This is a genomic window from Mesorhizobium sp. M0019, assembly GCF_040323975.1.
Taxonomy (GTDB): domain Bacteria; phylum Pseudomonadota; class Alphaproteobacteria; order Rhizobiales; family Rhizobiaceae; genus Mesorhizobium.
In genome coordinates this window covers 94285-115272 of the sequence record NZ_JAMYVK010000006.1, presented here as the reverse complement: position 1 = coordinate 115272, position 20988 = coordinate 94285, and the positions used below count along the sequence as shown (strand labels likewise).

General features: G+C 61.5%; 25 protein-coding genes. 12 read left to right on the top strand and 13 right to left on the bottom strand.

Annotation, left to right across the window (positions count from 1 at the left end; translation table 11 throughout):
- Positions 1-14: 14 nt before the first annotated feature.
- Together ychF and NKK47_RS06840 are read left to right on the top strand one after the other, a co-directional pair.
- On the top strand, positions 15-1118 hold the full coding sequence (ychF, locus tag NKK47_RS06845; RefSeq protein WP_352456913.1) for a redox-regulated ATPase YchF: 1104 nt from the start codon (positions 15-17) through the stop codon (positions 1116-1118).
- Positions 1119-1214: 96 nt separating this feature from the next.
- The gene (locus NKK47_RS06840) at positions 1215-1967 is read left to right on the top strand and encodes a DUF5131 family protein (protein WP_352456912.1); all 753 of its coding nucleotides are present in this window, start codon (positions 1215-1217) and stop codon (positions 1965-1967) included.
- Here NKK47_RS06840 and NKK47_RS06835 read toward each other — a convergent pair.
- Positions 1922-2839, bottom strand: coding sequence for a three-Cys-motif partner protein TcmP (locus NKK47_RS06835; RefSeq protein WP_352575774.1), 918 nt, complete (start codon positions 2837-2839; stop codon positions 1922-1924). The two genes, NKK47_RS06840 and NKK47_RS06835, sit on opposite strands and share 46 nt — an antisense overlap.
- Before the next feature lie 322 nt (positions 2840-3161).
- Between NKK47_RS06835 and corA the strand changes: the two genes are divergently transcribed.
- The 3 genes from corA to NKK47_RS06820 all read left to right on the top strand — a co-directional run bounded on the left by corA (position 3162) and on the right by NKK47_RS06820 (position 5200).
- On the top strand, positions 3162-4136 hold the full coding sequence (corA, locus tag NKK47_RS06830; protein WP_023678442.1) for a magnesium/cobalt transporter CorA: 975 nt from the start codon (positions 3162-3164) through the stop codon (positions 4134-4136).
- Between the two features lie 135 nt (positions 4137-4271).
- Complete coding sequence (locus tag NKK47_RS06825) at positions 4272-4733, top strand: MaoC family dehydratase (protein ID WP_352575772.1); 462 nt, start codon at positions 4272-4274, stop codon at positions 4731-4733.
- A complete protein-coding gene (locus NKK47_RS06820; RefSeq protein WP_352456909.1) occupies positions 4730-5200 on the top strand; it encodes a MaoC family dehydratase in 471 nt (156 codons plus the stop codon). Before NKK47_RS06825 ends, NKK47_RS06820 begins: the two co-directional genes overlap by 4 nt.
- Positions 5201-5243: 43 nt before the next feature.
- Here NKK47_RS06820 and NKK47_RS06815 read toward each other — a convergent pair whose 3' ends face one another.
- The 4 genes from NKK47_RS06815 to petA form a co-directional block, all read right to left on the bottom strand.
- Complete coding sequence (locus tag NKK47_RS06815; protein ID WP_352456908.1) at positions 5244-5789, bottom strand: adenine phosphoribosyltransferase; 546 nt, start codon at positions 5787-5789, stop codon at positions 5244-5246.
- A gap of 213 nt (positions 5790-6002) precedes the next feature.
- Positions 6003-6875, bottom strand: coding sequence for a cytochrome c1 (locus NKK47_RS06810; RefSeq protein ID WP_352456907.1), 873 nt, complete (start codon positions 6873-6875; stop codon positions 6003-6005).
- A gap of 88 nt (positions 6876-6963) precedes the next feature.
- Positions 6964-8265 (bottom strand): cytochrome b, encoded by a 1302-nt coding sequence (locus NKK47_RS06805; protein WP_352450515.1) that lies wholly within the window; start codon positions 8263-8265, stop codon positions 6964-6966.
- 17 nt (positions 8266-8282) lie between these two features.
- Positions 8283-8843, bottom strand: a complete 561-nt coding sequence (gene petA, locus NKK47_RS06800; RefSeq protein ID WP_023719206.1) for a ubiquinol-cytochrome c reductase iron-sulfur subunit — start codon at positions 8841-8843, stop codon at positions 8283-8285.
- Positions 8844-9124: 281 nt separating this feature from the next.
- Here petA and NKK47_RS06795 point away from each other — a divergent pair, with 281 nt between their 5' ends.
- On the top strand, positions 9125-9481 hold the full coding sequence (locus NKK47_RS06795; RefSeq protein ID WP_023679479.1) for a cupin domain-containing protein: 357 nt from the start codon (positions 9125-9127) through the stop codon (positions 9479-9481).
- A gap of 27 nt (positions 9482-9508) precedes the next feature.
- Here NKK47_RS06795 and NKK47_RS06790 read toward each other — a convergent pair whose 3' ends face one another.
- From NKK47_RS06790 to NKK47_RS06775, 4 genes are read right to left on the bottom strand one after another with little or no spacing between them, the layout of a single operon-like run.
- Complete coding sequence (locus NKK47_RS06790; RefSeq protein ID WP_023679480.1) at positions 9509-9823, bottom strand: DUF6665 family protein; 315 nt, start codon at positions 9821-9823, stop codon at positions 9509-9511.
- Positions 9824-9847: 24 nt separating this feature from the next.
- On the bottom strand, positions 9848-11728 hold the full coding sequence (locus NKK47_RS06785) for an ABC transporter ATP-binding protein (RefSeq protein WP_023679481.1): 1881 nt from the start codon (positions 11726-11728) through the stop codon (positions 9848-9850).
- Positions 11725-13614 (bottom strand): ABC transporter ATP-binding protein, encoded by a 1890-nt coding sequence (locus NKK47_RS06780; RefSeq protein ID WP_352456906.1) that lies wholly within the window; start codon positions 13612-13614, stop codon positions 11725-11727. Before NKK47_RS06780 ends, NKK47_RS06785 begins: the two co-directional genes overlap by 4 nt.
- A gap of 26 nt (positions 13615-13640) precedes the next feature.
- The gene (locus NKK47_RS06775) at positions 13641-14183 is read right to left on the bottom strand and encodes a hypothetical protein (protein WP_352456905.1); all 543 of its coding nucleotides are present in this window, start codon (positions 14181-14183) and stop codon (positions 13641-13643) included.
- A 283-nt stretch (positions 14184-14466) separates the two neighbouring features.
- Here NKK47_RS06775 and NKK47_RS06770 point away from each other — a divergent pair, with 283 nt between their 5' ends.
- The 3 genes from NKK47_RS06770 to NKK47_RS06760 all read left to right on the top strand — a co-directional run bounded on the left by NKK47_RS06770 (position 14467) and on the right by NKK47_RS06760 (position 16009).
- Entirely contained in the window at positions 14467-14925 is a 459-nt protein-coding gene (locus tag NKK47_RS06770; RefSeq protein WP_352456904.1) for a tRNA (cytidine(34)-2'-O)-methyltransferase, read from the top strand.
- Between the two features lie 170 nt (positions 14926-15095).
- Entirely contained in the window at positions 15096-15539 is a 444-nt protein-coding gene (soxR, locus tag NKK47_RS06765; RefSeq protein ID WP_023679485.1) for a redox-sensitive transcriptional activator SoxR, read from the top strand.
- Between the two features lie 119 nt (positions 15540-15658).
- The gene (locus NKK47_RS06760; protein ID WP_352575770.1) at positions 15659-16009 is read left to right on the top strand and encodes a hypothetical protein; all 351 of its coding nucleotides are present in this window, start codon (positions 15659-15661) and stop codon (positions 16007-16009) included.
- Between the two features lie 36 nt (positions 16010-16045).
- Here the strand turns inward: NKK47_RS06760 and NKK47_RS06755 are convergent, their stop codons facing one another.
- Positions 16046-16303, bottom strand: a complete 258-nt coding sequence (locus tag NKK47_RS06755) for a hypothetical protein (RefSeq protein WP_023679487.1) — start codon at positions 16301-16303, stop codon at positions 16046-16048.
- A gap of 103 nt (positions 16304-16406) precedes the next feature.
- On the opposite strand from NKK47_RS06755, the gene hemF reads away from it, so the two are divergent.
- The 3 genes from hemF to NKK47_RS06740 all read left to right on the top strand — a co-directional run bounded on the left by hemF (position 16407) and on the right by NKK47_RS06740 (position 18305).
- On the top strand, positions 16407-17321 hold the full coding sequence (gene hemF, locus NKK47_RS06750; RefSeq protein ID WP_352456466.1) for an oxygen-dependent coproporphyrinogen oxidase: 915 nt from the start codon (positions 16407-16409) through the stop codon (positions 17319-17321).
- A 257-nt stretch (positions 17322-17578) separates the two neighbouring features.
- The gene (locus NKK47_RS06745) at positions 17579-17839 is read left to right on the top strand and encodes a DUF1344 domain-containing protein (RefSeq protein ID WP_023679489.1); all 261 of its coding nucleotides are present in this window, start codon (positions 17579-17581) and stop codon (positions 17837-17839) included.
- Between the two features lie 280 nt (positions 17840-18119).
- The gene (locus NKK47_RS06740; RefSeq protein ID WP_023679490.1) at positions 18120-18305 is read left to right on the top strand and encodes a DUF1059 domain-containing protein; all 186 of its coding nucleotides are present in this window, start codon (positions 18120-18122) and stop codon (positions 18303-18305) included.
- Positions 18306-18308: 3 nt separating this feature from the next.
- On the opposite strand, the gene NKK47_RS06735 is transcribed toward NKK47_RS06740, so the two are convergent.
- Genes NKK47_RS06735 through NKK47_RS06725 form a run of 3 tightly spaced genes read right to left on the bottom strand, consistent with a single transcriptional unit; the run spans position 18309 to position 20849 of the window.
- On the bottom strand, positions 18309-19577 hold the full coding sequence (locus NKK47_RS06735) for a CCA tRNA nucleotidyltransferase (RefSeq protein WP_352575768.1): 1269 nt from the start codon (positions 19575-19577) through the stop codon (positions 18309-18311).
- Entirely contained in the window at positions 19574-20206 is a 633-nt protein-coding gene (locus NKK47_RS06730) for a CoA pyrophosphatase (RefSeq protein WP_352456456.1), read from the bottom strand. The genes NKK47_RS06735 and NKK47_RS06730 overlap by 4 nt, the downstream gene beginning before the upstream one ends.
- Positions 20207-20219: 13 nt before the next feature.
- Positions 20220-20849: a DUF1285 domain-containing protein gene (locus NKK47_RS06725; protein WP_352575841.1), complete on the bottom strand. Its 630-nt coding sequence runs from the start codon at positions 20847-20849 to the stop codon at positions 20220-20222.
- Positions 20850-20988 lie beyond the last annotated feature (139 nt).

The following is a 20988-nucleotide window of genomic DNA, read 5'->3' as shown; positions in this document are numbered from 1 at the left end:
AGGACCAGACAAAAATGGGTTTCAAATGCGGCATCGTTGGCTTGCCCAATGTCGGCAAGTCGACGCTCTTCAATGCGTTGACCAGGACGGCGGCGGCGCAGGCCGCCAATTATCCGTTCTGCACCATCGAACCGAATACCGGCGAGGTGGCGGTGCCCGACCCGCGCCTGCAGAAGATCGCCGCGATCGGCAAGTCGAAGGAGATCATCCCGACCCGCATCTCGTTCGTCGACATTGCCGGCCTGGTGCGTGGCGCCTCCAAAGGCGAAGGGCTTGGCAACCAGTTCCTCGCCAACATCCGTGAGGTCGACGCCATCGTCCATGTGCTGCGCTGCTTCGAGGATGACGACGTCACCCATGTCGAGGGCCGCATCGATCCTGTCGCTGATGCCGAGACCGTCGAAACCGAATTGATGCTTGCCGACCTCGACAGCCTTGAGCGCCGCATCGTGCAGATCCGCAAGCGTGCCGCCGGCAAGGACAAGGAAGCAGCGACCGTACTTCCGATGATGGAAGCGGCGCTTGAACTGCTGCAGGCCGGCAAGCCCGCCCGCATCCTGCTCAACGGCATCTCGGCTGAGGATCTGCGCATCCTGCAGGGGCTGAATCTCTTGACCTCACACCCGGTGCTTTACGTCTGCAACGTCGCGGAAGCCGATGCCGCCACCGGCAACGCGCATACTAGGGCGGTCGAGAAGATGGCCGCCGCGCAAGGTGCCCGCACCGTTGTGATTTCCGCGGCGATCGAGGCCGAGGTCGCCCAGCTCTCGGACGAAGAGGAAATGGAATTTCTGGCAACGCTCGGCCTGGACGAACCCGGCCTGAACAAGGTGATCCGCGCCGGCTACGAGCTGCTCAAGCTCATCACCTACTTTACCGTCGGGCCGAAGGAGACACGCGCCTGGACCGTGCACAAGGGCGCCAAGGCGCCGCAGGCGGCAGGCGTCATCCACACCGATTTCGAGCGCGGCTTCATCCGCGCCCAGACCATCGCCTATGACGACTTCGTCAGGCTGGGCGGCGAAGTGGCGGCCAAGGAGGCCGGCAAGGCGCGCGACGAAGGCAAGGAGTATGTCGTCCAGGACGGCGACATCATGCTGTTTAAGTTCAACACCTGACCTGACGCCACTTGATATGAAAAAATTCCTACGGTAGACTTATTGGGGTATTTACAATCTTCAGGCAGTCTTAAATGGACGAAGAGAAGAGCGGAAATGGCCGAGACATCAATCGAATGGACTGACGCGACGTGGAATCCCGTTGCAGGGTGCACGATCCTCACGGGAGGTTGCACCAACTGCTACGCCATGCGCATGGCAGCCCGCCTCGAGGCGATGGGCGTCGAGAAGTACGTCGGACTGACACGGAAAAGCGGTGGACGGGCGAAGTGGACGGGCAAGATAAGGGTTGATCGCGCTTCTCTCGACATCCCCGCTTCGTGGAAGAAGCCTCGCCGTGTTTTCGTCAATTCGATGTCCGACCTTTTCCATGCCGATGTGCCGGCGGACTTCATCCATGAGGTTTGGCGCGTTATGGGCGCGACCTCACGCCACACCTACCAAATCCTCACCAAGCGGCCAGACAGGATGGCGGAAATCCTGTCAAAGGATGGCTTTAAAGTATTGCCGAATGTGTGGCTTGGAACAAGCGTGGAGGATAGTCGCGTACTTCACAGATTGGATGAACTTCGAGCCGTTCCAGCGACCATAAGGTTTGTCTCCTATGAGCCACTGATAGGCTCTGTGGCGGGTGCAAGCCTGGAAGGCATTCATTGGGCGATAGTCGGCGGAGAGAGCGGTCCCAATGCACGTCCGATGGATCCGAAGTGGATCGATGAGATATTCGACCAATGCACTGATGCTGATGCAGCGTTCTTTTTCAAACAATGGGGCGGGAAGAACAAGAAAGCGATGGGTCGAACCTATCGTGAGCGCTTGTGGGATGGCCTGCCAGAATTGAGAATGTGAGATGCCATGTCTGTCGCCAGTTTCACGGCTGCCGAGCTGGTGTTCGATACCGCAAAGAAGAGGGACGCCAGCGGCGCACCATTCTTGTGGTGCAGACGGACTGGGTTGAGGACAGCGCCCTTAAAGACTGTTTCGAGGCGCTCTTTCACATAGGCCTCGATTGCATTTACATCGGCCCTGCGCACAGCCTGTCCTTGCGTTTCGAAAATGTCTTCCCGCGTAACCTCGTGATTGTACCAACGGGAACGCCAGTCGGTCGCACCTAAGACGCGATCTAGACTTGCTTGCTTGCCAAGATCGAGTTTCTTCGGATCGTGAGGGGCATTCCTGTATAGGCCCGACAGCGGAAAGAAGTACCAGCAATCCAGCGCCTGGGTCTTCGCAATTGCCTCCACCGTCGCCCAAGACACCTCCATACCGTAGGGGTCCAGAAAGATGACCCCCCGTATTCCGCGTCCAATAGTTTTAGTGCCTCGCCAGGGGGTATTCGCACATAAGCGTTGGACGAGTTTATTGGCATCACCATTTCGCGGGATAATCTTGCGATCTGGGTACTCACCAACCAATGTCTGGAGTTCAGAGAATCGAGAGGCGTCTTGCTCGATCAGAACAACCGAGTGCATTGGTGGATCGATCTCGATCGCGATCCGCGCCGATCCTGGTGTCGTGACTTCCTCCGGTTCGGCAAAATCTGGTCCAAACAAGGGCAAACCAGGGCGCACCTCAGTGCGGGTGCCAGATCCAGCAAACGCATCAATGTAGATGCAGGCGAACTGCTGATTTCGGAGTGCAATAGAAAATGACTGTAAATACTCCTGCAAACATCGAAGTTTTTTCGATGTATCGGGCCCGCCAAAGACATGTTTTGCCAATTTTCGATATCCCCAATCCCAGCGTATATCCAAGCTGAGAATTAAACGGGTGTCTAGATCGTTTACTGCGGGTAAAAGATGAATAAGGCCAAGCGTCGCTCGGCCTCATAACGGTTGCCTGCGCCATTGCAGCCCCGGCCCGATCACAGCTTCGTGCAGGCAGGACTTGCGCCTTTCCGCTCGGCTTGACTGCCCTTGGTGCCAGGTCTAAGGGGCGTCTGCACCGGGCTCGTGCATTCGTCGAAAGCACCCGTCCAGTGCAATCCGAAACGACGCGCCCACTCGAAGCCATCCTTTTGGCAACAGCAAGGGAGACCCGGCGATGATCAAGGCCTTCGTCGTCGACAATGATCGCCTGCGCCTGGTCGACGATCTCCTGCAAAACAGCGACACTGTCGTCTGGGTCGACCTCTTCAACCCGACAAAGGAAGAAGAGACTTCAATCGAGACCTGGCTCGGCGTCGCCGTTCCGACCCGCGAAGAGATGGAAGAGATCGAGATCTCGAGCCGTCTCTACGTCGAGGACGGCGCCTACTTCATGACCGCCATTCTGCCTGCGCAGACAGAGGTGAACGATCCGTTGATGTCGCCGGTTACCTTCGTGCTCGCCGGCAGCAGGCTGATCACCGTGCGGTACCACGAACCGAAGGCGTTCAAGACCTTTCCGCTGCGCGCCGAAAAGGTGGCGACCGGTTGCACCAGCGGTGACACCATCCTGATCGGACTGCTGGAGGCGATCGTCGACCGCCTCGCCGACATTCTGGAGCGCGCCGGCCGCGACGTCGAGGCGATCTCGCGCGACATCTTCGAGGCACGCTCGACCAAGGTTTCCAAGCGCAACCGCGACTTCCAGGAGCTGTTGAAAGGCATTGGCCGCAAGGAGGACCTCGCCTCCTCGATCCGCGACAGCCTGATCTCGCTGCAGCGCCTTGCCGGCTTTCTCGCCCATGCCTCCACGCAAAGCAGGATGAGCAAGGACAGCCGCGCTCGCATCAAGACCTTGTCGCGCGACGTCCTGTCGCTCGCCGACCACGCCACCTTCCTGTCGCAGAAGATCAGCTTCCTGCTCGACGCGACGCTCGGCATGATCTCGATCGAGCAGAACGCCATCATCAAGATCTTCTCGGTCGCCGCTGTCATCTTCCTGCCGCCGACGCTTGTCGCTTCAATCTACGGCATGAATTTCGACATCATCCCCGAGCTCAAATGGCACTTTGGCTATCCCTTCGCCATCGGCATGATGGTGCTTTCGGCAATCCTGCCCTTCTGGTATTTCCGCCGCCGCGGCTGGCTATAGGGTCGTCAATACCGCGCTGCGGCTTGGGCGCAGCGGGCTGGCGCAATAGAAATTGCTTGACCAAATGCCACGCTGCCTGCATCCGGGACCCGGACCCGTAGCGATCGTACAATCCTGAACAGGATTTTCCAGACCATGACCGCAAAGACCTGGGCTTATGAGGATTTTATCGAGGGCGCTTCGCTCGACCTCGGCACCAAGCTGGTAAGTGCCGCCGAAATCATAGAATTCGCCGGTGAATTCGATGCCCAGCCGATGCATCTCGACGAGGCCGCGGGCCAGGCCAGCATTCTCGGCGGGCTGGCGGCTTCGGGCTGGCACACCTGCGCCATGTTCATGCGCATGCTGTGCGATGCCTTCCTGCTCGACTCGACCTCGCAGGGCGCGCCGGGCGTCGACCAGGTCAAATGGAAACGGCCAGTCCTGGCCGGCGACCTGTTGACCGGCAGCACCACCGTCCTTGCCAAGCGACTGTCCAGATCGAAGCCCCGGCTTGGCCTGGTGACCATGCGCAGCGAGTTGTTCAACCAGCGCGGCGAAGGTGTTTTCGAGCTCGAAAACACCGTCATGTTCCTCACCCGCGAGGGCCGTGCGTGAGCCTCGACGAATTCTTCTGCATCGGTATCACCGTCACGCTCGGTTCACATCGATTCGAACCGGAGGCGATCAAGGCGTTCGCCCGCAAATACGACCCGCAGATATTCCATATCGACGAAGAGGCGGCGAGGAACAGCATATTCGGCGGGCTCTGCGCCTCGGGCTGGCACACCGCCGCCACCTGGATGAAATTGAACCTCGAGGCTGGCATAGAGGCAGAGGTCGCCCGCTGGCTCGGTCCCGGGCCGGTGCCGGAATTCGGTCCCTCACCCGGCTTCAAGAACCTCAAATGGCCCAAACCTGTCTATGCCGGGGAAACCGTGACTTTCACCCGCACCGCGCTGGCCCATCGCCCCATCGCCTCGCGACCGGGCTGGCGGCTGCTGACGCTCCGCTCGGAGGCCTTCGATTCGACCGGCGACAAGGTCATCGAATTCGAAAGTGCCGTGCTGGTGAAGGTGGAATGAGCGGAGTTCTTTCCCTCTCCCACAGGGGAGAAGGAAGAAACGCTCAATGCCCCTCAAACCCGATCAGCGTCCTCACCGGTACGCCGAGCGCCTCTAACCTCTCTCGGCCGCCAAGGTCCGGCAGGTCGATGATGAAGCAGGCGGCGAGGATATCGGCGCCGATCTGCCGCAATAGCATGACGGCCGCCTCGGCCGTGCCGCCGGTGGCGATCAAATCGTCGACGAGGATTACCTTCTCGCCTGGAGAAACACCGTCCTTGTGCATCTCCATCTCGTCCAGCCCGTATTCCAGGCTGTAGGCGACGCGCACCGTCTCGTAAGGCAACTTGCCCTTCTTGCGGATCGGCACGAAGCCGGCCGAGAGCTGGTGGGCGATGGCGCCGCCGAGGATGAAGCCGCGCGCCTCGATGCCGGCGATCTTGTCGATCTTGAGGCCGGCATAGGGATGCACCAGCTCGTCGATGGCGCGGCGGAAGGCCCGCGCATTGCCGAGCAGCGTGGTGATGTCGCGAAACAGGATGCCCGGCTTGGGATAATCCGGAATGGTGCGGATCGCGGCAAGCAGCGTCTCTTCGAGCGAGGATTTCATCAAGCGGCTCTCCGGGCCTTTCAGATTCGGCTGAAGACGTGAAGGGAATTGGCCAATCGTAACCCGCTGCAGCTAAGTCCGGCTACCGCCATGTGACGCCTGACGGAAAATTGTCCGGCAAAGGGCGTGCTCAGCGACGGCTGCAATGAATCGAAATGCCTGCAATGAAAAGGGCGCCTTTCGACGCCCTCGCATTCTCGTATATCGCAGGGCTCAGTGCGCCACGCCGGCCCACACCTTGCGCTTGGTCAGGTAGACCAGTGCGCCGAACAGCAGCAGGAAGACCAGTACGCGAAAGCCGGTCTTCTTGCGGTCCTCGAGATGCGGTTCGGCCGCCCACATCAGGAAGGCCGACACGTCGCGAGAATACTGGTCGACCGTCTGCGGCGCGCCGTCATCATAGGTAACCTGGCCGTCGGAGAGCGGCTTCGGCATCTTCAGCGACACACCGGACAGGAAGTACGGATTGTAGTGCGTGCCTTCCGGTATGACCATGCCCGCCGGCGGCTGCTGGTCGTAGCCGGTCAGCAGCGAGTGGATGTAGTCGGGACCGCCCTGGGCATATTGCGTGAAGATGTCGAAGACGAAGCGCGGGAAGCCGCGCTCAACGCCGCGCGCCTTGGCCAGCAGCGACATGTCGGGCGGTGCTGCGCCGCCATTGGCCGCCGCCGCCGCTTCCGCATTGGGGAACGGCGCCGGGAAATGGTCGGACGGCTTGCCGGGGCGATCGAACATGTCGCCGGCATCGTTCGGGCCGTCGTGGATCGTGTATTCGGCCGCCAGCGTCTTGATCTGCGCATCCGAATAGCCAAGGCCTTCCACCGTGCGGAACGCCACCAAATTCATCGAATGACAGGCTGAGCAGACTTCCTTGTAGACCTTCAGCCCGCGCTGCAGTTGGGCCTTGTCGTAGGTGCCGAACGGCCCGGCGAAGCTCCAGTCCATTTCCTTTGGTTCGTGTATCGGGAAATGCGTCGGCGCCGCCTCGTTGTGCGCCTCTTCCTGGGCGCGCGCTCCAGTGCCTGTGGCCCCAATGCCCGCGGCCACAAGGCCAAGCAGCGCCAGTGAGGTGAGAATCTTCTTCATGCAAATCCCCTTGAGATTCTCTGACGCGCTGTCATCGTCTCGAGCATGATCTTGTCCGAAAACCGGTTTCCACTTTTCGGGATCATGCTCAGCCTTTGGTTTCCGGCGCGGCCGTGGCGCCGGCAGGATGTCCACCGCCACCCTTATTCTTCCCGAGCACTGCCTCGGTGATCGAATTCGGCAGCCGCCGCGGCGTCTCGATCAGCCCAAGTACCGGCAGCGCTACCAGGAAGAAGGCGAAGTAGAACAGCGTCGCCATCTGCGCCATGAACACATAGCTGCCCTCGGCCGGCTGCGAGCCCAGCCAGCCGAGCAGGATGGCGTCGGCCACGAACAGCCAGAAGAACAGCTTGTACCAGGGCCGGTAGACTGCCGAGCGCACCTTCGAGGTGTCGAGCCACGGCACCAGGAACAGCATGACAATCGCGCCGAACATGCAGAGCACGCCGCCGAGTTTGGAATTGATGGGCCCGATATTGAAGGTGATAGCGCGCAGGATCGCGTAGAACGGCAGGAAGTACCATTCCGGCACAATGTGGGCCGGCGTCTTCAGGGGGTTGGCAACGGTGTAATTGTCCGGATGGCCGAGATAGTTCGGCAGATAAAAGACGAAATAGGCGAAGACGAACAGGAACACGATCATGCCGAACCCATCCTTGATGGTCGCGTAAGGCGTGAAGGCGAGCGTGTCGGTCTTCGATTTGACCTCGATGCCGGTCGGATTGTTCTGGCCGACGACGTGAAGCGCCCAGATGTGCAGCACGACAACGCCGGCGATCATGAACGGCAGCAGGTAATGCAGCGCAAAGAAGCGGTTCAGCGTCGGATTGTCGACCGCGAAGCCGCCGAGCAAAAGCTGCTGGATCCAGTCGCCGACCAGCGGGATCGCCGTGAAGAAGCCGGTGATGACGGTGGCGCCCCAGAAGCTCATCTGGCCCCAGGGCAGCACATAGCCCATGAACCCGGTCGCCATCATCAAGAGGTAGATGATGCAGCCGAGGATCCACAGCAGCTCGCGCGGCGCCTTGTAGGAGCCGTAGTAGAGCCCGCGGAAGATATGGATGTAGACGGCGATGAAGAAGAACGACGCGCCGTTCGAATGCAGGTAGCGCAGCAGCCAGCCGGAATTGACGTCGCGCATGATCTTCTCGACCGAATCGAAGGCGAGAGTGCTGTCGGCCGCGTAGTGCATGGCCAGCACGATGCCGGTCAGGATCTGCGCCGCCAGCATGAGCGCGAGGATGCCGCCGAAGGTCCAGGCGTAATTCAAATTGCGCGGCACCGGATAGGCGATGAAGCTGTCATAGACCAGCCGCGGCAGCGGCATGCGCGAATCGAACCAGCGTCCGATCCCGGTCTTGGGCGTATAGGTCGAGTGTCCCTCGCTCATGGAAAATATCCCTTGCCTCAGCCGATACGGATCTTGGTGTCGGAAATGAACTGGAACACCGGCACCGCCATGTTCTCGGGCGCCGGCCCCTTCCGGATGCGGCCGGCGGTATCGTATACGGAACCGTGGCACGGGCAGAACCAGCCGCCGAAATCGCCTTCCTGGCCGAGCGGAATGCAGCCGAGATGGGTGCAGACCTGGACCATCACCATCCAGGCTTCCTTGCCCGGCGTGGTGCGGTTGGCGTCGGTTGCCGGGGCGTCGGCCGGCAAATTGGCGTTGCGGGCGATTGGATCCTTGAGCTCGGCGAGATTGACCGCCTCGCCGTCCTTCATCTCTTGCTCGGTGCGGTTGCGCACGACCACCGGCTTGCCCCGCCACTTCACAACGAGCGACATTCCTGGCGTCAGCGAAGATACGTCGACCTCGACCGAGGCGAGCGCCAGCGTCGAGGCATCCGGGCGCATCTGATCGATGAACGGCCAAGCGACAGCGCCCGCGCCGACCACCGCCGCCATGCCAGTGGCGACGTAGAGAAAATCACGACGGTTGGGATCCTGGGTGTCGGTTGCGCTCACGGGTGCCTGATCCTTTCGCCTCTTCCGTGCCGGCGGCCGAGCCTTGTTCCCCGCTCAATCGCGCCGGCCCGACTGCGCATGGCGAACAGGCTAGCGAATTCCTCCGGCATTTGGGACTTGGGTTTATGCGTGAAGCCTGTTTTTGTCCAGACGGGTGAAGGCACAAGGGCAGATTGTCGCGGGGACGTCATTTGCCCGATGGAATGATTGGAAAATCGCAGCAAAACCAAACGGCTGCGTTCGCCTCGACAGCTGGCGCTGGCCCGGTTTATCCTCGGCCTATGGCGCATGTCATAGACCGCGACAAGTGGGCCGAAGCGCCCGACCACTGGCCCGACCACTGGCAGGGCGAGTTGCAATGCGGCGCCTACGGCTCCAACAGCTGCCTGATCTTCAACTACCTGCCCGAGATCGGCGGCGGCCCCAGGCTGCACAGCCACCCCTATTGCGAGATTTTTATCATCCGGACCGGGACCGGCCTGTTCACCGTCGGCGACCGGCAGATCGAGGCCACAGCCGGCCAGATCCTGATCGTGCCGCCGAACACGCCGCACAAATTCACCAATCTCGGGCCAGGCCCGCTGGAAACCACCGACATACACGAGAACGGCAGCTTCATCACCGAGTGGCTGGAATAACGCTTCCCAAACCAGTTCCGGTTCGGATCATGCGCTAGCGCCGAGCCTGGCCAGCACGGCCTTGGGAATGTTGTATTCCCGGATCACCGCGTCGTGCTTGCGCAGGCCGCAGAGTTCGCGCTGGATGAAATACCCGTGCACCGCTTCGGCTGCATCCCTGAGCAGCCGGGCACGGTCGACACTGTCGCAATTCTCGCGCAGCCTCGTCAATGTTTCCTCGACGCGCCGGCCGGCGCGGCCGAGCGCTGCCGCCTTTTCACCGAGGATTTCATGGCCAAGCAGGTCCAACGCGCTCTCCTGCGCGCCGGACCGTCCGAAATTCGATGGCATTCTCACCGCCATGATTTCACTCCGCTTTATAGAAAACTACTCCGCCGGCCGGGTCTCGGCCAACGCGCTCTCTTCGTTGAACAGGAAGCCGCCGGACTGCCGCTTCCACAGCCTGGCATAGAGCCCGTCGAGCCCGACCAGCTCGTCATGCGTGCCTTGCTCGACGATGCGGCCCTCGTCGAGCACCACCAGCCGGTCGAGTGCCGCAATGGTCGACAGCCGATGCGCGATGGCGATGACCGTCTTGCCTTCCATCAGCCTTGCCAGATTTTCCTGGATCGCCGCCTCGATGTCGGAATCGAGCGCCGAGGTCGCCTCATCGAGCACCAGGATCGGTGCATCCTTGAGGAAGACGCGGGCGATCGCCACGCGCTGGCGCTGGCCGCCGGAGAGCTTGACGCCGCGCTCGCCGACATAGGCCTCGTAGCCGATACGATCGCGATTGTCGCGCAGACCGAGGATGAACTCGTGCGCCTCGGCCTTCTTCGCTGCCGCGACCACCTCGGCGTCGGTCGCTTCCGGCATGCCGAGCTTGATGTTGTCGCGCAGCGAGCGGTGGAAAAGTGCCGTATCCTGGCTGACGACGCCGATATTGGCGCGCAGCGAATTCTGCGTGACCCTGGAGACGTCCTGCCCGTCAATGGTGATCTTGCCGCTCTCGAGGTCGTAGAGGCGCAGGATCAGATTGACCAAGGTCGTCTTGCCGGCGCCGGACGGGCCGACCAGGCCGACCTTTTCGCCCGGCCGCACGACGAGGTCGATGCCGTCGAGCACGCCGGACCCCTTGCCGTAGTGGAACTCGACATTGCTGACGTCGATGCGCCCGCCGACGACGACAATCTCTTTCGCGTCCGGCGCATCGGTCAGGCCGAGCGGCTGTGAGATCAGCGCCTTGGAGTTTTCCAGCACGCCGAGGTTCCGCAAGATGCCGTTGAGCTGCATCATCAGCCGGCCGAGCAGCATGTTCAGCCGCAGCACCAAAGACAGCGTGAAAGCCACGGCGCCGACTGTGATCGAGCCCTCGACCCAGAGATAAACGGCAAAGCAGGCGATCGCCGTGATCATAATGCCCGACAGCATCGTCAGTGCCATGCGCACGCCGGTCAGCCGGCGGGTGAACGGGCGCAGCGCGTCGAGATAGATGTCGAAGCCGTTCCTGATGTAGCGGTCGTCGCCATCGGCCGAGAACAGTTTCAGCGTCTGCACGTTCGAATAGGAATCGACAAGGCGGCCGGTGATCATCGAGCCGGCTTCGGCGGTGGCTTCGGCATGCTTGCGGATCGCCGGCAAATAGCGCCTGGCCAGCAAGCCGAAGGCGGTAATCCAGATCACCACCAGCACCGCCAGCCGGAGATCGAGCCCGGCGACCAGCGCCAGCGTCGTCACCGTATAGACGACCATGAACCAGACGACCTCGATGAAGCTTTCCATCAGATCGCCGGTCGCCTGTCCCGCCTGCCAGACCTTGGTCGCGATACGTCCGGCAAAGTCGTTCTGGAAGAAGGCGTAGGATTGGCGCGAGACATGGCGATGCGCCTGCCAGCGCACCAGATTATAGAAACCCGGCGTGATCGTCTGCTCGTCGACCAGCGCCGACAGGCCGACGACGATGGTGCGGATGACCAGCACCACCGCGATCATGAAGACAAGTTCCGGGCCGGCGGCAGTCCACAACGCGTGCCAGCTGCGTTCGCCGGGAAGCTGGTCGAGGATGTCGACCAGCCGCCCGACGAAATAGAACAGTCCGGCTTCGACTAACGGCGCGATGCCGCCGATCAGCAGCATGGCGAAGAAGGCGATCTTCGCCTGCCCGACATAATGCCAGAGGAAACCCCTGACGCCGGCTGGTGGCCGAAGGTCCGCAGGCTCCCGGAATGGATAGACCCAGTTCTCGAACCAGCGGTAGATGGCAGTCATTCGGCGGCTTCACCCTTGACGAGTGCATCGTTGGCGGCTGCATCATTGGCAGAGGGGACGTCGTCGAGCAGGAAGCCGCCCGACTGGCGCTGCCAGAGCTGGGCGTAGAGCCCGCCGCTGGCAACCAGTTCCTCATGCGAACCTTCCTCGATGACGCGGCCCTTGTCCATGACGACGAGCCGGTCCATGGCGGCGATCGTCGACAGCCGGTGCGCAATGGCGATGACGGTCTTGCCTTGCATCAGTCTGTAGAGGTTCTCCTGGATGGCCGCCTCGGCCTCGGAATCTAGGGCGGAGGTCGCTTCGTCGAGGATAAGGATTGGTGCGTCCTTCAGCATAACACGGGCTATGGCGATGCGTTGCCGCTGGCCGCCGGACAATTTGACGCCGCGATCACCGACATGCGCGTCGAAACCCTTTCGACCGTTAGAATCCGACAATCCGGCGATGAAATCCAGCGCCTCGGCGCGCCGCGCCGCCTCGATCAGCATCTGGTCACTGGCGTCCGGCCGGCCATAGAGGATATTCTCGCGCACCGAGCGATGCAGCAGCGAGGTGTCCTGCGTGACCATGCCGATCTGGGCGCGCAGCGAGTCCTGCGTCACCGCCGCAATGTCCTGGCCGTCGATCAGGACCTTGCCGCTTTCGAGGTCATAGAAGCGCAACAGAAGATTGACCAGCGTCGACTTGCCGGCACCCGAACGGCCGACGATGCCGACCTTCTCGCCCGGCTTCACCGTCAGCGACAGGCTTTCGATCACGCCCTTCTGCTTGCCATAATGGAAGCGGATGTCCTCAAAACGGATCTCGCCCTTGGTCACGGCAATATCCTTGGCGCCAGGCCGGTCTTCGACGAGGCGCGGCAGCGAGATCGAGGCGATGCCGTCCTGCACCGTGCCGATATTCTCGAACAGCGTGGACATCTCCCACATGATCCATTGCGACATGCCCCAGAGCCGAAGCACGAGGCCGATGACCAGGGCGACGGCGCCGATCGTCACGGCTTGGCCGAGCCACAGCCATAGCGAGATTGCGGTGACCGAAAACAACAGCAGCGAATTCAGGACGTAGAGCAGGCCGTAGAGTTGTGTCACCAGCCGCATCGACCGGTAGACTGTATCGAGAAAGCCGGCCATACCGTCCTTGGCGAAGGATGCCTCGCGCCGCGCATGCGAGAACAGCTTGACCGTCTGGATGTTGGAGTAGCTGTCGACGACACGGCCGGTCATGGTTGAGCGCGCATTGGCCTGCTCCTCGCCGACCTTGCCCAGCCGCGGGATGAAATAGCGCAACAGCAGGACATATCCGGCAAGCCAGACGGCAAGCGGCGCAGCCAGCCGCCAGTCTGCCGAGCCGACAATGAACAGCATGCCGAGAAAATAGACGACGATATAGTTGAGCACATCGATGAGCTTGATGACGCACTCGCGCACCGCGAGCGCGGTCTGCATCAGCTTGGTCGCGATGCGCCCGGCAAACTCGTCCTGATAGAAGCTCATCGACTGCTTGAGCAGGTAACGATGCACCTGCCAGCGGATACGCATCGGATAATTACCCATCAGCGTCTGCTGGTTGAGCAGCGAATGGAACCAGACCGTCGCCGGCAGCGCGAAAACCACGATGAATGCCATGCCGACCAGCTTCAAGCCTTCGGTCTGCAGGAACGTCTCGCGATTCTGTCCGGACAGCCAGTCGACGATCCGGCCCATGAAGCCGAACATCCACACCTCGGCAAGGGCGATGGCCGTCACCAGTACCGCATCGAGAGCGATGTAGGGCCACGCGCCGCGCGTATAATGCACGCAGAAGGCGATCAGTGTCTGCGGCGGCTCGACCGGCTCCTTGGCAGGGAACGGATCGAGCCTTTTTTCAAACCAGCTAAACATAGAGATGCTCACAATACTGTTTCCGCTCACGCAGCACGCGAACGGACGAGGTGCCCAGACCGCATGGCGTCAAGGACCGGCGATACGGAATCGTCCGCCTCGCCGGTCCTGCTTCGCGCTATATAGGTTGTCGCGGGCCTTTCGCCGACAGTCTCGTTTGAGGATGCTGACGACGTTTTGACGATCCGGATTTTCGCGCCGGTTTTTGCACCGGGCCGGATCAGCCTGATGATCCGGCGCACCAGCGACGGCCGGCTATAGTCCGGAACGGCGCGCGAGAAATCGACGTCCGGCAGCATGCCGCGATGCGGACGCCGGCGGGTCTCGGCGTGAACCGCCGACGAGTAGGTCTCGCCGATCAAAAGCGCCCAGGTCGCAGTCTTGCGCTCGTGCAGGCTTCTTGAGCCGGGTATTCTACAGGGATCGAACATCGGTCCGTCCTCCAGTTGAAGATGCAGGTAGAAGGGTGAACCAACCCAGGCCGCGGGCACGCGCGGCGCGGCAAAGGTGGCATCTGTCGAAGCGTGTTCAGGTGGGGCGTTCAGCCCCTTCCACAGCTTGAAAAACATCGCAGGATTCCTTCAAAGGCCGAAAAAGGTTTCGGCGGGAATCGGTGCGATTGAAGTCTAGAAGGTCAGGAGAATCGTCGTACCGAAACCGCCGTCGGGCTGGTAAGCCCACGAGAGGGGTGGTGGATGTGCATGGCCATCATGAATTACCCCTCCATCGGTTCGGGTTGACAATGCTGGGCGTATAACCGACTTCGCAGAAAATGACCACCCGCCAGTCCAGGAATTTCCAAAACCGCGAGAGCTCTGTGGCTGATCTGCCACTTATTAGAAAGACGCGGAAATGAACGACCGTCTCCGCATCGCGCTCTACCAGCCTGATATCGCCGGCAACACCGGGACAATCCTGCGCTTCGCCGCTTGCCTCGGTCTCGGCGTCGACATCATCGAACCGACGGGCTTCCCGCTCTCCGACCGTACGCTGAAACGCGCCGGCATGGACTACCTCGAAATGGCGGCGCTGACCCGCCATGTCGACTGGCACGCCTTTGAGGACTGGCGCAGACTCGGCAACCGACGGCTGGTGCTGCTTTCGACCAAAGCCACGACCGCCTACACGGATTTCGCCTTTGCCGGCGACGACATTCTCTTGTTCGGCCGTGAATCCGCAGGCGTGCCGGACGCCGTTCACGAGGCGGCGGATGCGCGACTGATCATCCCGATGCAGCCCGGCGCGCGCAGCATCAACGTCGCGCTTTCCGTTGCGATGGTGGCGGGCGAGGCGATCCGGCAGCTCGGCTAGGATGTGTACGCGATCGCCGGCCGCAGCGACCAAGGCGTCGTCCTCACGCAACACTGCGTCCTCTCCGGTCATTCTCATCCAGACGCCCATCGCCTTCTCCTGCCGTTTGCATCTTCGAGGCTTCTTCGCTACAAGCTCAACTTAACTTGAGGTCAAGCGGAAAATCGGAGATGGCTGCGGCAACGGAATTAACAGTCGGCCAGGTGGCGATGCGCAGCGGCGTGGCGGTGTCGGCGCTGCATTTCTACGAAGCACGCGGGCTGATCCGCAGCCACCGCACATCAGGCAACCAGCGGCGTTACGGCCGCGACGTGCTGCGACGGGTGGCGATCATCAAGGTAGCGCAGGAGGTCGGCATTTCGCTGGCCGAGATCGGCACAGCCCTTCGATCATTGCCTGAAGGCCGGACGCCGACGCGCGAGGATTGGAACCTGCTTTCGACGGCTTGGCGCGACGACCTCGACCAGAAAATTAGTCAGCTCAAGAAGCTGCGCGACGGGCTGAGCGACTGCATCGGCTGCGGCTGCATGTCGATCGACAAATGTCCGCTGCGGAATAAGAACGACAGGCTGGCAAGGGACGGCGCGGGCGCCCGCAGGCTGGTCGTGCGTTGAAGTCATGACGGTCTGGACGGGTTCAGCGAACTTATCCTGTCCGTTAGTCACTATACAGTCTTGTGAAGTTCATGTGCCCGTGCTTGATACGCCCCTGCAACTAACCTTGGGGGGCAGAATTGAAATTTGCATACAAGACTTACGCCGCGTTGCTTGGCGCCATTGTGTTGGCTGGATGCATGCCGAGCGAAGGTGAATGGAATACGGCAAGGACTTTGGTTCAGGGCAGTCCTGCCATGTATAAGAAAGTGCTTACGGAATGCATCAGGCATTCGGAGCAATCGCCTCTCAGTTCGAAGCAGGAAGCTGGCAAGATCATGAATGTCAGCGCAGCCGCGGCGCCACGTGTCTGGTGCGGAAGAACCGTGCGGGCCTTCGCGAATGGGCGCCTGACGTATACCGAGATGAAAAGAGCGCATCTTGGAACGGGCGACAGAAGCGTGTTTATCAAGATCGTTCAGGGCAGATGAACTAGCCCTGATACGTTCAGCCTCGAGACCGGAGCGTTAATCCGCCGCCGGCAGCCGCCTGATGGTGAATTCGATGACGTCGCCCGGCCGCTCGAACCAGCTTTCGATCTCGGTCCAATAGGCCTGCTTAGGAAAGCGCTCGAACCATTCCTTCGCCTTGAGACGAGCGTCGGAGCGCGGCAGCACGAAGGTCTCGCGCAGGAAGCCGTCGCGCGGCATGCGCGCGTTCTCGGCGCGCGAACGGTCGAGCCTCTTCTTCAGGCCATCCAGCGGCGGTCTTGCCGGGGTGCGCACGAAAGAACTCCATTCACACTTGACCCTTGCACCCAAGAGATTAGGGATCGCGGCCGGAAAAGACGAGTCATTTGTCGGGCGCGCCCGCAACCGGAGACAGGATTTGCAACGACCCGAGATACCGGCGGGGCTGCCAGCCGACATCGAACAGAAGAAGACGAAGGCACGGCTGTGGTTCGAGACGTTGCGCGAGCGCATCTGTGCCAGCTTCGAGCAGATCGAGCAGGACCTGCAGGGGCCGCAGGCCAGCTGGTCGCCCGGCCGCTTCGAAAAGACGCCGTGGCAACGCGATGCCGGCAAGGGCGGTGGCGGTATCATGTCGATGATGCACGGCCGCGTCTTCGAGAAGGTCGGCGTCCACACCTCGACCGTCCACGGCGAGTTCTCGCCCGAATTCAGGAAGCAGATGCCGGGCGCCGAAGAGGACCCCTCCTTCTGGGCAAGCGGCATTTCGCTGATCGCCCATCCGTGGAACCCCAACGTGCCGGCCGTGCATATGAACACGCGCATGGTCGTCACCTCGCGCCAGTGGTTCGGCGGCGGCGCCGACCTGACACCGGTGCTCGACCGCCGCCGCAGCCAGGACGACCCCGACACGATCGCCTTCCACAGAGCGATGCAATTTGCCTGCGAGAAGAACGCGGCGATCGCCGACTACGTGAAATTCAAAGCCTGGTGCGACGAGTACTTCTACCTGCCGCACCGCGACGAGCCACGCGGTACCGGCGGTATCTTCTTCGACTGGCTGCATTCGGATGAGGACAATGGCGGCTGGGACGCCGATTTCAACTTCGTCCAGGACGTCGGGCGATCTTTTCTCGTCGTCTACGGACATCTGGTGCGCGCCAACTTCAATGACAACTGGACCGATGGCGACCGTGACGAGCAGCTCATCCGCCGCGGCCGTTATGTCGAATTCAACTTGCTTCACGATCGCGGCACCATCTTCGGGCTGAAGACCGGCGGCAATGTCGCCTCGATCCTGTCCAGCCTGCCGCCAGAAGCGAAATGGCCGTAAAATCTCGGTGAGCACGACGTGAGCCGCAATCGGGTCCAAATCCCCAGAATTTGACGGCGAATGTGGCGCAAGGCGCGCCAGAAAATATCTTTTTCGTCTAATATACCATTGTAAAGATTGGGCTATTTGTCGCGTCGGGCCGGGAAACGCCGGCGGTTCTTTACTCCCGAGAGCCGCGACCCGACGTGACCGGACGGCCCATGATTGAATGGGGCACCTTTCCCAAGCGGTGCCCGCATTTTCCAGGAGAGCATGCCATGCGCAAGCTTATTATGACCGCAGCCGCCGCTGCCGTTCTCGCCTCTGGTACTGCCGCATTCGCTGCGGTCAAGCACACCACCGGCACGATCAAAAGCTTTGATGGAACGGCGATGAGCCTAGTTCTGGATAACGGAGCCACCTTTACGTTGCCCCAGACCTTCAAGGATCCTGGCCTGAAGGTCGGCGAAAAGGTCCGCGTCACGTGGGATATGAGCGGCAAGGATAAAATTGCCGAGGCAGTCAAGATCGTGAAGTGATGTCCTGCCCGCTGGAGCAAGACGAGGTCTTACTCCTGGGTAGCGTAAGAGGGCGGAGCAGCGATGCTCCGCCTTTTCGCAACCCGATCACTAGAGGGCCGCGTGTCGGCTTGGACGCACGGCACTCTAAGGCAACCAAAACCGTTCGATCGTGTTATGCTAAGCTGGCCAGCGTGTAGCCCGGATACCGGACGCGGTTTCCGGATCGCGCAGTCAAAGGTCTGGAGCTTCCGTGTCATTGCGCGGCGCGGCGCTCCAAGGAGGAAATGAGGAGAAGCCGATGAAGGAATTCCATTGCGGGTCGCTCGTACCCGGCTGCGAGTGGCACACACGCGCCGAGGAGGAGGCTGAGGTCATGCGCCGTGCCGTCGAGCATCTGCGCGAGACGCACGGCGAGACGGTGATCCGCGAGACGATGATCGAGGCGATCCGCTCGCGCATCGAAAAGGTCCGCGACGCAGCGTGACGGTCAGGATTCGAGTGCCTCCGCGGCGCGCTTGAGCAGCGCGCCGCGATCAAGCGCAAAACCGGACTCGACCCATTCCTTTTCGAGATTCTTCAACGTTGCACCAAGCTTCGGCCCCGGTGATGCGCCAAGCGTCGTCAGATCGGCGCCCTTGACCGGAAAAACAGGGTTTTGCCATTTTGCAGCGAAGGCAAGCAGGCGCGAGAAGCCGCCGGCTTCGAGCAGTGCGTCATTGTCTTCGACCGCGCGGGCTCGAGCGGAAGCGAGCAACAGCCGCAACCGATCGACAAAGCCTTGGCGGTCGCCAAAATAAAGCCTTTTCGCCAACTCTCCTTCGGTCGTTTTCGGATCGACGGCAGCCGTGATCGCCCAATTCCGCAGCCGGCTTGCTTCGCTCACGGAAAGCCTCAATCTCTCGGCAAGCGTTTTCATGCGCGCGGCATCCGGCGGCACGATGGCTTCCAGCCTGAGCAGCGGGTCCGGCGCCCAGGCCAGATCCTTCTCGGTCTTGGTCAGCCCGTGGATGGCATCGATGCCCCATTTCTCGCTTTCCGGCAAAACGGCGGTCAGAACGCCGGCCTGGCGCATCCACAGCAGCGCCCGCGACGGATCTGGCGCTGACAGCAATTTCTTCAATTCCCACCAGACGCGCTCGACCGAGAGCTGGTCGAGCCCCTGCTTCAGCCGGGCACAAGCCTTCAACCCTTCGGCATCCGGCCTGCCGTCGCCATACCATGCGAAGAAACGGAAGAAACGCAGGATGCGCAGATAATCCTCGCGGATACGCGCTTCCGGATCGCCGATGAATCGCAGCCTCCGCGCTTCGATATCGGCGATACCGCCGACCAGATCGACGACCGTTCCATCGGCTTCGGCATAGAGTGCATTGATGGTGAAATCACGCCGCTCAGCGTCGGCTTTCCAGTCGCGGCCGAACGACACTTTGGCGCGCCGGCCGTCGGTTTCGATATCGGCACGCAGCGTGGTGACCTCATAGGCCTTGCCGTGGCCGACCGCGGTGACTGTGCCATGCTCGATGCCGGTCGGTACCGTCTTGAAGCCTGCCGCCTCGGCGCGCCGGATGGTTTCCTCGGGCACCGTGGTGGTGGCGATGTCGATGTCGGCGACCGGCTGGCCGATGAGCGCGTTGCGCACCGCACCGCCGGCGACACGCGCCTCCTCGCGGCCATCAGTCAGCGCGGCGAGCAGGCGCTGCAGGTGGCGTTCGCCGAGCCACCCGGCCTTGCCCGCGATCGACACTGGATCGCTCACGAATAGAGCCTTTCATAAAGCGTACGGATGATGCCCGCGGTGACGCCCCAGATGTGCTGGCCGCCATAGGGCATCTCGTAATAGAACCATTCGAGGTCGTTCCACATGCGACTGTCTCTGGTGTGGTTGGCGGGGTCCATCAGAAAGCCCAGCGGCACCTCGAAGACGGCATCGACTTCGTCGGAATTCAGCGTCAGGCTGAAACCGGGCCGCACAATCCCGAGCACCGGGGCGATGCGATAGCCGCTGCCGGAAACGTAGTCCGGCAGACGGCCGATGATCTCGATGTAATCACTATCGAGACCGATCTCCTCGGATGTCTCGCGCAACGCCGCCGCTTCCGGGCTCGCATCGGTTGGATCGATGGTACCACCGGGGAAAGCCACCTGCCCCGAATGGTTGCGCAGCTTTTCCGCCCGCCTGGTCAAAAGGACCGTGGCTTCATGGCCATGATCGACCACCGGGATCAGCACGGCGGCATCGCGCAGCGCCTTGGCCAGCTTCAGCCTGGGATGGCCCGGATTGAAGCGGTGGTCGCCAAAATCGTCGCCGGCATGCGCCAGCGGCTGCGCCGCGACGCGCTGGCGAAACCCGGCAGCGGAAAACGGCAACGGCATCACCTGATCCATCATAGGCGGTCCATCATGCGCTCAGCCGTTTCAGTTTCTCAGCCGGCATGATTGGATAGATCTCGCCTTTGGAACGGACGGCAAACATCGTCTTGCCACCGATGTCGATCTCTTCGCCGTGCTCGACCAGCTCGTACATCACCGGCCGTGCCACCAGCGCCTCCAGCCGCCCGCGCACCAGCACATAAGGCTTCAGGCCACCTGTCTCGTCCTCATCGACGAAGCGCAGCGGGTGTCCCGCCCCAGCCTCTACCACGTCGCCGACATTGGTGCGAAAGGTGACGATTTGTCCGTCGCCGGCGCCCGACACGTCCATCTCGACGGCAATGAAGGGCGCGTCGGCGACGCGGATGCCGACCTTTTCCACCGGCGTCACCAGGTAGGTTCTACCGTCCGCGTCCTTGCGCAGCACTGAGGAAAAAAGCTGCACCAGCGGCATCCGGCCGATCGGCGTTCCCAGATAGAACCAGGTGCCGTCCTGCTTGATTTCCATGTCGAGATCGCCGCAAAATGCCGGATTCCAGCGTTCCACCGGCGCCGGCCCCTTGCCAGCGCGCGTCGCGCGCGAGACCAGCGCCTCCAGCCCGCGCGCCTCGGTCGCGGCCGTCAGCCTCTCTTCACGATAGTCGGCGGCTTCCGTCATGGTCACGAAATAGTCACTGTTGTTCCGCTTGTCAGCCTAAGTCTGTGATTTAAGTTCATTGCAGGCGCCATGCGAGGCCGAATCGCGGCATTCTCTGCGGCACCAAGGTGCCAAGCGGAATTTCCAACCAGAAGGATCG